This is a genomic window from uncultured Marinobacter sp. (assembly GCF_913055835.1).
In the GTDB taxonomy this organism is placed as follows: domain Bacteria; phylum Pseudomonadota; class Gammaproteobacteria; order Pseudomonadales; family Oleiphilaceae; genus Marinobacter.
The window spans coordinates 46,770-60,043 of record NZ_CAJXKQ010000019.1 but is presented as its reverse complement, the minus strand read 5'-3'; the positions used below and the strand labels follow the sequence as shown (position 1 = coordinate 60,043).

General features: G+C 60.6%; 12 protein-coding genes. 10 read left to right on the top strand and 2 right to left on the bottom strand.

The features are described from left to right. Positions 1-30: 30 nt before the first annotated feature. Entirely contained in the window at positions 31-2,352 is a 2,322-nt protein-coding gene (locus QZ534_RS11695; protein ID WP_296934675.1) for an LPS-assembly protein LptD, read from the bottom strand. Positions 2,353-2,593: 241 nt separating this feature from the next. Between QZ534_RS11695 and QZ534_RS11690 the strand changes: the two genes are divergently transcribed. From QZ534_RS11690 to QZ534_RS11680, 3 genes are read left to right on the top strand one after another with little or no spacing between them, the layout of a single operon-like run. Further along, positions 2,594-3,640 (top strand): phosphotransferase, encoded by a 1,047-nt coding sequence (locus QZ534_RS11690; RefSeq protein WP_296934658.1) that lies wholly within the window; start codon positions 2,594-2,596, stop codon positions 3,638-3,640. Beyond that, the gene (gene murU, locus QZ534_RS11685) at positions 3,637-4,335 is read left to right on the top strand and encodes an N-acetylmuramate alpha-1-phosphate uridylyltransferase MurU (RefSeq protein ID WP_296934657.1); all 699 of its coding nucleotides are present in this window, start codon (positions 3,637-3,639) and stop codon (positions 4,333-4,335) included. Before QZ534_RS11690 ends, murU begins: the two co-directional genes overlap by 4 nt. Further along, the gene (locus QZ534_RS11680; protein ID WP_296934656.1) at positions 4,322-5,080 is read left to right on the top strand and encodes a DnaJ domain-containing protein; all 759 of its coding nucleotides are present in this window, start codon (positions 4,322-4,324) and stop codon (positions 5,078-5,080) included. Before murU ends, QZ534_RS11680 begins: the two co-directional genes overlap by 14 nt. Here the strand turns inward: QZ534_RS11680 and QZ534_RS11675 are convergent. Further along, on the bottom strand, positions 5,077-6,042 hold the full coding sequence (locus QZ534_RS11675) for a DUF3530 family protein (RefSeq protein WP_296934655.1): 966 nt from the start codon (positions 6,040-6,042) through the stop codon (positions 5,077-5,079). The two genes, QZ534_RS11680 and QZ534_RS11675, sit on opposite strands and share 4 nt — an antisense overlap. Positions 6,043-6,159: 117 nt before the next feature. Between QZ534_RS11675 and rpe the strand changes: the two genes are divergently transcribed. From rpe to QZ534_RS11640, 7 genes are all read left to right on the top strand, one after another. Continuing rightward, entirely contained in the window at positions 6,160-6,846 is a 687-nt protein-coding gene (rpe, locus tag QZ534_RS11670) for a ribulose-phosphate 3-epimerase (protein WP_296934654.1), read from the top strand. Further along, the gene (locus tag QZ534_RS11665; RefSeq protein WP_296934653.1) at positions 6,843-7,532 is read left to right on the top strand and encodes a phosphoglycolate phosphatase; all 690 of its coding nucleotides are present in this window, start codon (positions 6,843-6,845) and stop codon (positions 7,530-7,532) included. The genes rpe and QZ534_RS11665 overlap by 4 nt, the downstream gene beginning before the upstream one ends. Before the next feature lie 232 nt (positions 7,533-7,764). Next, positions 7,765-9,252 carry an anthranilate synthase component I gene (gene trpE / locus QZ534_RS11660; RefSeq protein WP_296934652.1) on the top strand — a complete coding sequence of 496 codons (1,488 nt, stop codon included), beginning with the start codon at positions 7,765-7,767 and terminating at the stop codon, positions 9,250-9,252. Positions 9,253-9,268: 16 nt separating this feature from the next. Then, positions 9,269-9,850 (top strand): aminodeoxychorismate/anthranilate synthase component II, encoded by a 582-nt coding sequence (locus tag QZ534_RS11655; protein ID WP_296934651.1) that lies wholly within the window; start codon positions 9,269-9,271, stop codon positions 9,848-9,850. An 11-nt stretch (positions 9,851-9,861) separates the two neighbouring features. Continuing rightward, positions 9,862-10,890, top strand: coding sequence for an anthranilate phosphoribosyltransferase (gene trpD / locus QZ534_RS11650; protein WP_296934650.1), 1,029 nt, complete (start codon positions 9,862-9,864; stop codon positions 10,888-10,890). A 163-nt stretch (positions 10,891-11,053) separates the two neighbouring features. Then, positions 11,054-11,866, top strand: coding sequence for an indole-3-glycerol phosphate synthase TrpC (gene trpC, locus QZ534_RS11645; RefSeq protein WP_296934649.1), 813 nt, complete (start codon positions 11,054-11,056; stop codon positions 11,864-11,866). A 27-nt stretch (positions 11,867-11,893) separates the two neighbouring features. Next, positions 11,894-13,267 (top strand): MATE family efflux transporter, encoded by a 1,374-nt coding sequence (locus tag QZ534_RS11640; RefSeq protein WP_296934648.1) that lies wholly within the window; start codon positions 11,894-11,896, stop codon positions 13,265-13,267. Positions 13,268-13,274 lie beyond the last annotated feature (7 nt).

Sequence of the window (13,274 nt, the reverse complement as noted above, 5' to 3'; positions counted from 1 at the left end):
GCGTTTTGGGGGCCTTAGTCCGAGATCCAGTCAGGGAGTTCCAAAACGACGACGCTCCCTTTCATCAAAACCGTAAATGGCCTGTGAAATACTCGATGAGGCACCATCGCTGCCGCCAAGGCCCTTCAGCTGGATCTGGAACAGTATTCGGCTGTCCAGCTCCCGGTCGTCGGTCAGGTAATTCTGGTGAACCACCTGAACACTCCAGCAGCAGTTATTGTATTCCAGCCCGGCCAGGGATCCGACGGTCCGGTCCAGAGTCGAGTCATAGACCCAGCGGCCGATCAGACTAACACGGTCTGACACCGGGAAAACCGCCGCGATATCCGACTGTTCCAACTCATCCCGGCTGTAGGTGTGCCCGACACTGGCCAGGTACCGGTAATCACCGGAGTGGAAGGTCAACTGGCTCCGGCCTTCCTCGGTATCCCCGGTATCCGGATCCCATAGACCGGAGGAACGGATTTCGAGAGTATCAAGAGGGTTAAGCACCACTTCGCCCGCCAGCGGTGAACGGCTCCGGGTACCGGCACCTTCACCAAACAACGTCACCTCACGATCCTCAAAATACTGCACCTGACCAATACTGAACCGGGCACGCTCGGCCCCGGTGAGCAGGTCATTGAAACGGCTGGTCAAGGCCACGGTCAACTGGTTGGCATCACCGACGCGGTCACCGCCCGTGAACCGATCCGGACGAAACAGCTGCTCGAACCGGAAGGTCTGGAGGTCGGTGTCGAAATCCGGGATGTCATTCTGGTCCGGATCGGCATCGGCCCAGGCGTAATAGAGCCGGGGCTCAAGCGTCTGGTTGTAGGGCACATCAAACAGGCTGCTCTGGCGGTCGAAATACAAGCCGTTATCCCATTCCGCGACCGGCACGGTGCGATCGAAGGTGCCATCGCCGAGGTCATAGTCCTCCAAGTCGTAACGGGTGTAATCCACGCTCACCGAAGGCCGGCTGAACCCCCACAATGCACGCATTGGCAATGCCAGCTCCGGTCGCGCCCGGAAGCGCTGGCCGTTGGCCCGGTCCAGACCGGTCAGTGCTTCGTTATCCCGGTAAAACACGGTGTACTGGCTTTCCAGGTTAGCCTCCACAATCCCTGCGCCGACCTGCCCTGCGTATATGACTTCCGGCAACTGGGCATAGGGCTTGTCCACTTCGGCAATGCGATCACTGATGGTCTGGTAGTCATTGAGGTAGGCATCGAAATACTGTTGATCGCTACTGTAGGTCACTCCCCCCTTCCTCTGAAGGTGGGTAGCCTGGTTGATCTCCAGGCTGCGGTTCAGGTCGCTGAGATAGTCTTCATCGCTTACCACCGAAAAATCCCCGTAGCCCCTCCAGCCACCGCCAAAGGCAGCCCGGGTGGTGGCATCCAGAGCCCAGCGCTCACCGGATTCGCCAGGGTTCTCTTCCTGAAACGCGGAATCATTGCCGATATAGCCGAGCTGGAGAGTGGTTTCCCCCAGTGAGCTGAGGTATCGCCCCTCCACCTCGTTGAACAGACCCCGGCCATGTATGTACTGGGGGGTCAGCGTGGCGTCGTAGTGGGGTGCGAGGTTGAAGTAGTAGGGAACCGCGATGAAGGCACCACTGCCGGCACTGGAAGAGCCGAACTGCGGGTAGAGGAAACCGGACTTGCGGCGATCATCAATAGGAAAACTGGCCCAGGGCCAGTAGAACACCGGCACATCGAGAACTTCCAGCCGAACGTGTTTGGCGGTACCAAAACCCTCCGCCCGGTCCAGACGAATATCTGAAGCTACGATTGCCCAATCATTCTGCCTGGGGCCGCAGGTGGTCAGAAAACCATCTTCAATGACGACCTCTTCCTCACTGATCCGTGCCAGGCTACCGGCGCTTCCACGCATTTCAGGACCATGAAGCAGGAACGTCGCCGTGTTGATGTCGAGGCGACCAGTTTCCACATCATAATTTGCGTCCTCACCAGTCAGCAAAAAGCCTTCACCGCGACTGACCAGCGGCCCCTGCACCGAGACGGCGCCCTGCTGCTGACTGTAGCGGGCTTCTGAACCGGTTACCTCGAAGCCTCCTTGTCGTATCCGGACATCGCCCCGGAGAAACAGCTCGCGGTCAATTTCGTAGCGTGCATTCAGGCCGCTGGCCTGCAGTGGTTGCTCGGTGTCAGAGCCGCCAGCGAATGCACCGCCAACGCCGTTGGTGCTACCGGACGGCAAATAGCCACCTTCACAGAACAGGGGCAACGAAGACCTCACCTCGGGTGGCAACTCCGCCCTGGGGCGCCAGTCAATTTCCGCCGCTGACGGCGGTGTCTGGGCATACCCTTCCACAGCAAACAAGCCCGAAAGCACGGCCAGCAGCAAACGGCCAGACCGGCTCTGCCACCGGCTTTCCGGCGATTGCAGTGGGCGTTCGGGGCATGGCACGGTGGCTGGATCCTGTTCCGGGTGAATTGGAGGACGGGCATTTATCGCCGCCTAGTTTACACGTGCCCTCCGGGGTTGTTAACGGAAACTCCGCTGCAAAACCGATTTACCCTCTTTATACTCGTCTGCTAACTTTCGCTGTCAGCGACAACTTAATTTCAGGATCGCAACCCGAGCTATGGATAACCGCCTGCAGTTGCTGACCAACTGGGTCAGACAGTTCCCCGGTTTCGAACAGAGTGAAGCCGAACCGGTTTCCGGCGACGCCAGTTTTCGCCGCTATTTTCGGGTCTGGCAGCACGCACGTCAGGCGACGCCCCCCTCTGACGGGGTGCCATTTATCGTCATGGATGCGCCCCCTGAGCATGAAGACTGCGAGCCTTTCGTGGCAATCGCCCGACACTGGCACCAGCAGGGCATTGCCGTGCCGGAAATCGTCCAGTCAGACCTGAAACAGGGCTTTCTGTTGCTGGAGGATTTTGGCGATCAGCTGATGCTCGGCCAACTGAACGACGAATCCGCTGACCAGCTGTACCGGAATGCCCTTGAGGAACTGACCCTCATTGCCCGACAGCCTTCCCCTGAGGATTACCCGTTGCCGCCCTACGATGCGACGCTGCTCGAACGGGAAATGGCCCTCTTCCCGGACTGGCTACTGGAGCAGCATCTGGGCATGAGCCTCGGAAACAGTGAGCGAGCCCTTCTGGACACCACGTTTTCCATGCTGAGAGAGAGCGCGCTGGCGCAACCGGAAGTGACAGTCCACCGGGACTACCACTCTCGCAACCTGTTGGTCCGCCACAACGAACCGCGCCCCGGCGTCATTGATTTCCAGGATGCCGTCATCGGCCCGGTCACCTACGACGTCGTGTCCCTGCTGAAAGATTGCTACATCCAGTGGCCGGAGGAGCGCATCTGCGAGTGGCTGGAGCTGTTTCGGCAGAGCAGCAGGGACGCGGGCCTGCACCGGGCTGATCCGGAAACCTTTCGCCAGTGGTTTGAACTGATGGGCATGCAGCGCCACCTGAAGGCCGCCGGGATTTTTGCCCGGCTATCAATCCGCGATGGCAAGCACGGGTATCTCAATGACATTCCCCGGACTGTGCAGTACCTGATTGTTGCCAGCGGTCGGCAGCCGGCCCTGCGCCATTTCCATGAATGGCTCAGCGACACGGTCATGCCCCGGATCGAGGCGAGCATTGGCAAGGAGCAGCCGCAGCCGTGAAAGCCATGATTCTCGCCGCCGGCAAAGGCGAACGCATGCGGCCACTGACCCTGGCCACACCGAAGCCCCTGCTCCGGGCCGCCGGCAAGCCTCTGATCAGCTACCACCTGGCCCATCTGCGCCGGGCGGGAATTCGTGAGGTGGTGATCAACCATGCCTGGCTGGGTGACCAGATTGAAGAAACCCTGGGCAATGGCGACCAGTTCGGACTGTCCATTCAGTACTCCCGGGAAGGCGAGCCCCTGGAAACCGCAGGTGGCATAGTGCGCGCCCTGCCCCTGCTTGCCGATGATGAGTCTGAGTGGTTCCTGGTGATCAATGGCGATATCTGGAGCGATTTCGACCTGTCACAACTGACACCGCCGGCTGACGCGGTCGCCCTGCTGGTTGTCACCGACAACCGGCCACACCATCCCGAAGGGGATTTTCACCTCACTGATCAGGGGTTGCTCGTTGGCGACGGGCCGGCCAAACTGACCTTCACCGGCATCAGCCTGCTGCATCGGCGCCTGTTCGAAGGCCTGACCGACCGCGCGGGGAAGCTGGGGCCGGTACTGCGCAACGCCATGAGCGAGGGCCGCGTGAGAGGCCTCTACCACGCAGGACAATGGGTAGATGTCGGCACCCCGGAACGGCTACAGGCGCTCGACAGGCAGCTTGGCAACAGGAAATCCGAGAGCCATGGCGGGCAATGACAGACAACCGGCGGTGCCGGCCCGGATGGAAGCCGAGTTCTCCAGCCTGATGCGGGAACTCTCGGCCTGCGGCCACCAGGCCCCGGCCCTGATCGAGCGCGCCCACCTGCCCCGCTGGTGCAGGCGCCCCCTGTTCTTTTTCCTGGGTTACATCGCCAAGTCCGAGGGACGCGTGACCGAGGCCGACATCGGGTATGCCGAATCCCTGATCAAGGCCATGAGGTTGTCCAGGCGCCAGCGACGGCGGGCCATTGGCTGGTTCCAGCAAGGAAAGTCAGCCGGGCAACTGCCCTTCGTCCGCGGCCTGGCCATGCGCCTGTCCCGCCGGCTGTGGCCAGCCCCGGCGCTGAAAACCGCCATTTGTCTTTGCCACGCAAGCCAGCTTAACGGCCGGCCCGGCAAGCCCAGACGCTACCGCTGCGAAGATGCCATTGACCAGATTGGTCTGCCGGTGAGCGTCAGTGAGGACATCTTCGACAGCTATGCCAGCAAGGTCTGGACCCGGCACAGCGAGAGCCTCTCCCGACCCACCAGTTATCAACAGGCCTGTGAGCTTTTAGGGGTTACCCGGCGGGATTCCTTGGAGGTGATCAAACGGGCTTACCGCAAAAAAGTATCCGAGTGCCATCCGGACAAACTGGCCCAACAGCAGGTCAGTGCACGCGACCAGAGCCTTGCCAAAGAACGCCTGCTTCACTATCAGCAGGCCTGGGAACTGATCAAACGCCACAATATTATCCGCTAGTTCTGGGGCTGGCGGGTCTCCAGCCAGGCGGCAACGCGGCTGGCAACCGCATCGCCAAGAGCGCCGGGCGCCGGGGTGAGCCAGGGAATCGGCTGTCGCTCGAAGCCGGCCATCCCGGCCCGGCGCAACCTCATCCCCATATCCCATTTCGTTTGATCATCAACGGCTCCGGAAGGATAGAGCTCCAGAAGTTCAGTGCTCAGCGACTCCAGACGTTCTGGCAGATCAGGACGGTCAACAGGGTAGAACTGGGGAGCCAGCCAGATAAGCGCGGCTGCGCCTGCACCCCCCAGCACCTGGTTGGTCACGTGTATGCTGGCTCGCCCGACCCCCAGAACAGCTGGTGTCTCATAGCCCCGCTCCACCAGAAGAGCAAGTGCGGCCTCGAGCATCTGGTTGATTCGACTTCTGTAGCGCGCCTCAAGATCATCGGCGCTCTCTGAGGCCATGACATCAATCATGACCGATTCTGATGTTTGCTGCTCCTCTGCATCCGCTTCAGCCGCCGGTTTCTCTACTACCGGCCGCATCAAGATCTCGCTCAATACCGGTGAAGGCGATTCCAGGCCAAGCGTGAGCACGGCCCAACCCCGGGAAGCCAAACCCGCTGCCAGCGCTCCGGTTACACCGGAAGCTGCGGTTTCGCCCTCGTCCGAAAGAACCAGCACCGCGCCGCGGGCCGGCAACCGGGCTTCCGGATAGAACAGCCCCAGCGCCCGGTCGCCCTCCTCAAGCTCGAGCCATACCGCTGCCTCGGGAAAGGTCTGGTTCAACCAGCGTTCGCCGGTGCCGGTCCAGACCAGGGCCCGACTTGCAGACTCGGTAGCTGGCGTTGGCGAGCCCGCAGCCTCGCCAGCCTGCTCGCCCTGTTCCTGGCCGAGGGTGATGGACGGCACGGCAAACATCAGTGCCAGGATGACAAACCGGAACACGCCCGGCCGGTAAATCTCGAATCTCTGCACAGATACTGATCCTTTGACTGCGAAAAAACGCCACTGAGCTGTTAGACTAGCAGCCATCCTGAATGTGCGGCAGGGACCGCTGACCACGCCATTATCCATTGTTGTGAGAGAGCCGTCATGAACCCTTACCTGATTGCCCCATCCATCCTGTCTGCCGATTTCGCCCGCCTTGGCGAGGAAGTCGACAACGTGCTGGCCGCCGGTGCCGACGTGGTGCACTTCGATGTGATGGACAATCACTACGTGCCCAACCTCACCATTGGCCCCATGGTCTGCGAGGCACTGCGCAAGCATGGCGTGACCGCCCCCATCGACGTACACCTGATGGTATCGCCGGTCGACGACCTCATCCGTATGTTTATCGACGCCGGGGCCAGTTACATTACCTTCCACCCGGAAGCGACCAACCATATTGATCGCTCACTGCAGCTCATCCGCGACGGCGGGTGCCAGGCCGGTCTGGTATTTAACCCGGCCACGCCACTGCATTACATGGATCATGTGATGGACAAGCTGGACATGGTGCTGATGATGTCGGTAAACCCCGGCTTTGGTGGCCAGAAGTTCATTCCGGGCACCCTGGACAAACTCCGGGAAGCCCGCAAACGTATCGATGCCAGCAACTACAATATCCGGCTGGAAATCGACGGTGGCGTGAAGACCGATAACATCCGGGAAATTGCTGAAGCCGGAGCCGACACCTTCGTGGCCGGGTCCGCCATCTTCAACACAGATGACTATAAAGCCACGATCGACGCCATGCGCGAAGAACTGGAGCAGGCCCGCAGGGTGATCAGCCAATGAGCCTGTCGGGGTTGTTCAATCCACGCTGGCCGGGCGTTGCCCTCTTCGATCTTGACGGTACCCTGGTAGACAGCGCGCCAGATCTGGCGGCCGCGGTAGATCAGATGCTCGAACACCTTGGCCGCTCCCCCGCCGGCATTGACCGGGTGCGGAATTGGGTTGGGAACGGCGCCGGCGTCCTGGTGCGTCGTGCGCTGGCTGGCCAGGTGGACTGGGAGCCTGCTAGGCCCAAAGACGACGCCCTTTTCAACGATGCCCTGGCAATTTTCTATCACGCCTATGGCACCATCAACGGGCAGCATTCGGTGGTCTATGCCGGCGTCGAGGCCTGCCTTACGCACCTGAAGAACCAGGGCTGCCGACTGGGCATTGTTACCAACAAGCCGGAACAGTTTGTGGCGCCACTGCTGGAGCAGATGGGACTGGACCACTGGTTCGACCTGACCGTGGGTGGTGACACGCTGCCGGTAAAGAAGCCTGACCCCGCGCCCCTGCTCCATGCCATGGAGACACTGGGGGGAACTCGCGGAACCACGGTGATGGTAGGCGACTCCGGGGCCGATATTAATGCTGCGCTGGCAGCAGGCATTCCCTGCGTGGCGGTCCGTTACGGATACAATTATGGGCCAGCCGTGGATACCCTTGGTGCCGATGCCGTTGTTGATTCGCTGGCCGAGCTTTTGTAATCTCACAAGGAACTTACATTGAGCACTTCTTTACGGGAGATTCCTGCCGTGCAGGGACTGAATCTGACTGCAGCGCGAGGCATCCTGACAACCCGCGCAACACGATGGTGGCGATGGCGCACCGGCTGAGCAAGCCCGGAGGCTGACCGACGTCTGTTGGTCGAGCCTGCACCACCTGATGGAGGCCCAGGCTTTCATCCACAATGCAGATCAGATTTCAGGAAACCGTACCATGACACCCGAGCAATTCACCGAGCTCGCCCAAGCCGGCTTTAACCGCATCCCTGTGTACCGGGAAGTACTTGCCGACCTCGACACGCCTCTGAGCACCTACCTCAAGCTCGCCAGCGGGCCCTACTCCTATCTGTTCGAGTCCGTTCAGGGCGGCGAAAAGTGGGGCCGATATTCGATCATCGGCCTGCCCAGCCACGAGGTGTTGAAGGTCTTTGACCACCGGGTGGAGATCAGCCGCGGCGGCGAGATTGTCGAAACCGAGGAAGTCGACGATCCGCTGGCCTTCGTCGAGGCCTACCAGAAGCGCTTCCACGCGCCGGATCTTGACGAATTGCCCCGCTTCAACGGTGGCCTGGTGGGCTACTTCGGCTACGACACGGTACGCTACATCGAGAAACGACTGCGCAAGAGCTGCCCGCCGGACAAGATCGGCACGCCGGACATTTTGCTGATGGTGTCCAACGAGATCGTGGTCTTCGACAACCTGCGCGGCAAGCTGCACCTGATCGTGCACGCCGATCCGGCCGCGGAAGATGCTTTTGCCAATGCCCAGGCCCGGATTGATGAGCTGGAAGGGCAACTGCACCGGCAAACCGCCGACGCGCCCCGCACACCTGAACACCTGCGCGGGAAAGCCGTGGACGAAAGCGATTTTGTCTCCGGCTTCAGCCAGGACAAATTCGAGGCCGCCGTCGACAAGATCAAGGGCTATGTGCTCGACGGCGACGTAATGCAGACGGTGATCTCCCAGCGCATGTCGATTCCATTCGAGGCGCCGCCGCTGAACCTTTATCGCTCTCTGCGGGTTCTGAACCCTTCGCCCTACATGTATTTCCTGGATCTCGGGGACTTCCACATTGTGGGCTCCTCCCCGGAAATCCTGGCCCGGGTGGAGGACGAAGAGGTCACCGTGCGGCCCATTGCCGGCACCCGCAAGCGCGGCGCCACCGACGCCGAGGACAAGGCCTTGGAAGCGGAGCTGCTGGCCGACCCGAAGGAAATCGCCGAACACCTGATGCTGATCGACCTGGGCCGCAACGACGCCGGCCGGGTTTCCGAGACCGGCACGGTCCGGCTCACCGACAAGATGATTGTGGAGCGCTATTCCCACGTGATGCACATTGTCTCCAACGTCACCGGCCGGCTGAAAGACAACACCAGCTGTCTGGACGTGCTTAGGGCGACTCTGCCCGCCGGCACCCTCAGTGGCGCGCCCAAGATCCGGGCCATGGAAATCATCGACGAGCTGGAGCCGGTCAAGCGCGGCGTCTACGGCGGCGCCGTAGGCTATCTGTCGTTCAACGGCAACATGGATACCGCTATTGCCATCCGCACCGCCGTGATCAAGGACAACACCCTGCATATCCAGGCAGGCGCCGGCGTGGTAGCCGATTCGGTACCCCGCCTCGAGTGGAAGGAAACCATGAACAAGGGCCGCGCGATTTTCCGCGCGGTGGCCATGACCTACAACGATTTCGACCACTGAGGCGGAGGGACAGATTATGTTGCTGATGATCGATAACTACGATTCCTTCACCTACAACGTGGTTCAGTACCTGGCGGAACTTGGTGCCGACGTGCAGGTGTACCGGAACGATGAAATCACCATCGAACAGATTGAAGAACTGAACCCGGAACGGCTGGTGATCTCCCCTGGCCCCTGCACCCCGAACGAGGCCGGCATCTCCATGGAGGCCATCCGGCACTTTGCCGGCAAGCTGCCGATCCTGGGCATTTGCCTGGGCCATCAAGCGATTGGCCAGGTCTACGGCGGTGACGTTATCCGGGCCGGCCGGGTCATGCACGGCAAGGTGTCCCCGGTATTCCACAAGGACACCGGCGTATTCCGGGGCCTGAGCAACCCGCTGCAGGCCACCCGCTACCACAGCCTGGTCATCGACAAGGCCACCCTGCCCGACTGCCTGGAAGTGACCGCCTGGACCCGCAACGACGACGGCTCCATCGAGGAAATCATGGGTGTTCGCCACAAGACGCTGCCCATCGAAGGCGTGCAGTTCCATCCGGAGTCTATTATGACGGAACAGGGCCACGAGCTGCTGCGCAACTTTCTAAGAACACAATAAGAGGCCGACACATGGACATGAAAGAAGCTCTCAACCGCATTGCCTCCAACCTGGACCTGTCCCGGGAGGAAATGAAGGACGTGATGCGCATCGTCATGAACGGCGAGGCCACAGACGCCCAGATCGGCGCGTTTCTCATGGGGTTGCGCCTGAAAAGCGAAACCATCGATGAAATAACCGGCGCCACCGAGGTGATGCGCGAACTGGCCACCAAGGTTACGGTCAAGGCCGAACCTCTGGTGGACATCGTCGGCACCGGCGGCGATGGCGCCAACCTGTTCAACGTGTCTTCGGCCGCTTCGTTTGTGGTGGCCGCTGCCGGCGGCTTTGTGGCCAAGCATGGTAACCGGGCGGTCTCGTCCAAGAGCGGTAGTGCCGACCTGCTGGAGAAGCTGGGCATCAACCTGAGCATGAAACCGGAAGAGGTGGCCCGCTGCGTTGAGGAAATCGGTGTCGGCTTCATGTTCGCCCCGGCCCATCACGGCGCCATGAAACACGCCATCGGCCCCCGCAAGGAGCTGGGCTGCCGGACCATTTTCAACATCCTGGGCCCGATGACCAATCCGGCGGGAGTGAAACGCCAACTGGTGGGCGTGTTCAACCGGGAACTGTGTCGCCCGATGGCGGAGGTGCTGCATCGCCTTGGGGCCGAGCACATCATGGTCGTTTGCTCTAAAGACGGCCTGGATGAGATCAGTCTGGCGAGCGCGACCCACGTGGCGGAGCTGAAAGACGGCGAAGTCACCGAGTACGACATCACCCCGGAGGATCTCGGCATCAAGAGCCAGGCTCTGGTGGGTCTGACTGTGGATACCGCAGAGGATTCCCTGAAGCTGATCCGCGCCGCTTTCGGTCGAGGCCACGATGAAATGGCCGAGAAGGCTCGGGACCTGATTGCCCTGAACGCCGGCGCAGCGATCTACGTCGCTGGTTTGGCCAAGACACCGAAAGAAGGTGTGGATATGGCCCTCGACGCCATGGGCTCTGGCCTCGCTGCCGGCAAGATGTCGGAGCTGGCTGACTTTTCTCAGTGCTTTTGATCCTGGCCTGCTGATTTGCAGCCGGACGAGCCTGAGGGGAGGAAGCTTCCAAAACACGCCCGTGAATACGTCCATGTAGGGCTTGGCTGCAGCCATCCATGGCTGCAGACAGTTTTGGAAGCTTCCTCCCCTCCGTCTCTCGCTAACTTTATACGGGCCTGATATGACTGAACGACATTTGGATAAGACGCCGACGATTCTTCGGAAAATTGTTGATCGGAAGTGGGAAGAGATTGACGATCGCAAACGCAAGGTTTCGGTTGCTGACCTTAAAGCCATGGCTGGGGATCAACCAGCAGCCAGGGGGTTTGCGAACGCTCTGCGCAGCCGAATTGAAAAGCAGACTCCTGCTGTTATCGCAGAAATCAAAAAAGCTTCGCCGAGCAAGGGCATTCTGCGTGATCCGTTCGAGCCAGCGGTCATTGCCGAGAGCTACGAGAACGGCGGCGCCGCCTGCCTTTCCGTGCTCACAGACAGGGATTTCTTCCAGGGCCACGAAGACTACCTGGTCGCCGCCCGCAACGCCTGCAGTCTGCCGGTGATCCGTAAGGATTTCATGGTCGCCCCCTATCAGGTCTACGAGAGCCGGGCCATTGGCGCCGACTGCATCCTTCTGATCGCTGCCTGTCTGACCAAAGACCAGATGCAGGAGCTGGAAGGTATTGCCCATGAGATCGGGCTGGATGTGTTGGTCGAAGTGCACGATGGCGAGGAACTGGATGATGCGTTGACGCTGAGCACGCCTCTGGTCGGCATCAACAACCGGAACCTGCATACCTTTGATGTGTCGCTGGACACCACGTTTGAACTGCATGAACGCATCTCACAGGGCCGGCTGACCATTACCGAGAGCGGCATCATGACCCGCGACGATGTCGAGGCCATGACCGGCCGCGGCATCTTCGGGTTTCTGGTGGGTGAGTCGTTCATGCGGGCGCCGGAGCCCGGGGAGAAACTCAGGGAACTGTTTTACTGATCCTGGGCGGCAACGGGCAGATTTTTCATGGATGAAGTCAGCAACAGGGAATCCGAAAATCCTATTCTGATCGGCCCCTACTGGCCGGTGTTTTTCCGGTATGCCCTGCCCTCGGTAGCCGGGCTGCTGGCGTTGACCACGGCCAATATCGTCGATGGCATCTTTATTGGCAATTTCGCCGGGGCGGAAGCCTTGGCAGCCCTGAATCTACTGATCCCCTGGTTTACCTTCCTGTTTGGTATTGCCCTGGCACTGGCCATTGGCGGCACGGTTCGGGCCGGTCGCTATCTTGGTGAAGGCCGGCCGGACGCTGCGTCGTCGATGTTCAGCAAATGTCTGATGGCAACCCTGGCCCTGTCGTTGACGGGTGCAGTCGCCGGGCTGCTTTTCCACGAGCCCATCTACCGGCTGCTGGGCGCTTCTGCCGATATCTATCCCCTGATGTCCGAGTATTTTCTGGTGATCATCTGGGTGCTGGTGCCCCAGCTGTTCACCATGGTGTTGTATTACTTTGTGCGGGTAGACGGCTTCCCGGGGCTGGCGACCACGGCATTGGTGGTTGGTGCCGGTGCGAACATCCTGTTGGATGCCTTGCTGGTGGGCTATCTGGATTACGGTCTGCGGGGTGCTGCCGTGGCCACGGGCCTGGCGCAGATACTGCAGTTCGCGGTTCTGGCCCGCTATTTCCGCAAAGCCGGCCGCAAGCTGATGTTCCAGTTCCGACAGACAAATTGGCGCGAAGTCCCCAGGGCCTTTGGCAATGGTGTCTCCGAGTGGATCAACGAGATGTCCGTCGGGCTGGTGATGCTGTTGATCAACTGGTTACTGATTACCACCCAGGGCGTGGCCGGTGTCGCCGCTTTCACCGTGGTGAACTACCTGATTTTTCTAAGCCTGATGATGTTCTACGGCATATCCGATGCCATGCACGTGCTGATCAGCCACAACCTGGGCGCGGGCAATGCCAGGCGGATCCGCGGATTTATGGGCCGTGGGGCCGCCATCATCCTGGCACTTGCGGTCAGCCTGGTGGTCACTGCCTGGCTGTTCGGAAACCAAGTAGTCCGGCTGTTTCTCGATACCTCCGCCGATCCGGCCACGGCCCGGCTGGCGGACCAGTTCCTCGAAATACTCTGGCCGCTGTTCCTGGTCAACGGTATGAATGTACTGCTCTCGGTCTACCTGACGGCCATGCACAAGGCGATGCCCTCGGCCCTGGTCGCCTTTTCGCGAAGCCTGGTGTTGCCTGCCCTGCTGCTGATCGCCATCGCCCGCTTTGCGCCTGACTGGCCACTCCTCGTGGCGCTGCCCCTGGGGGAATGGCTGACCTTTGGTCTGGCGGTGGCGCTGTTTTTGCGTTTTCGCCCCCATCGCGTCGTGGCCGCCAGCGCCCAAGTGTAAAAAATGT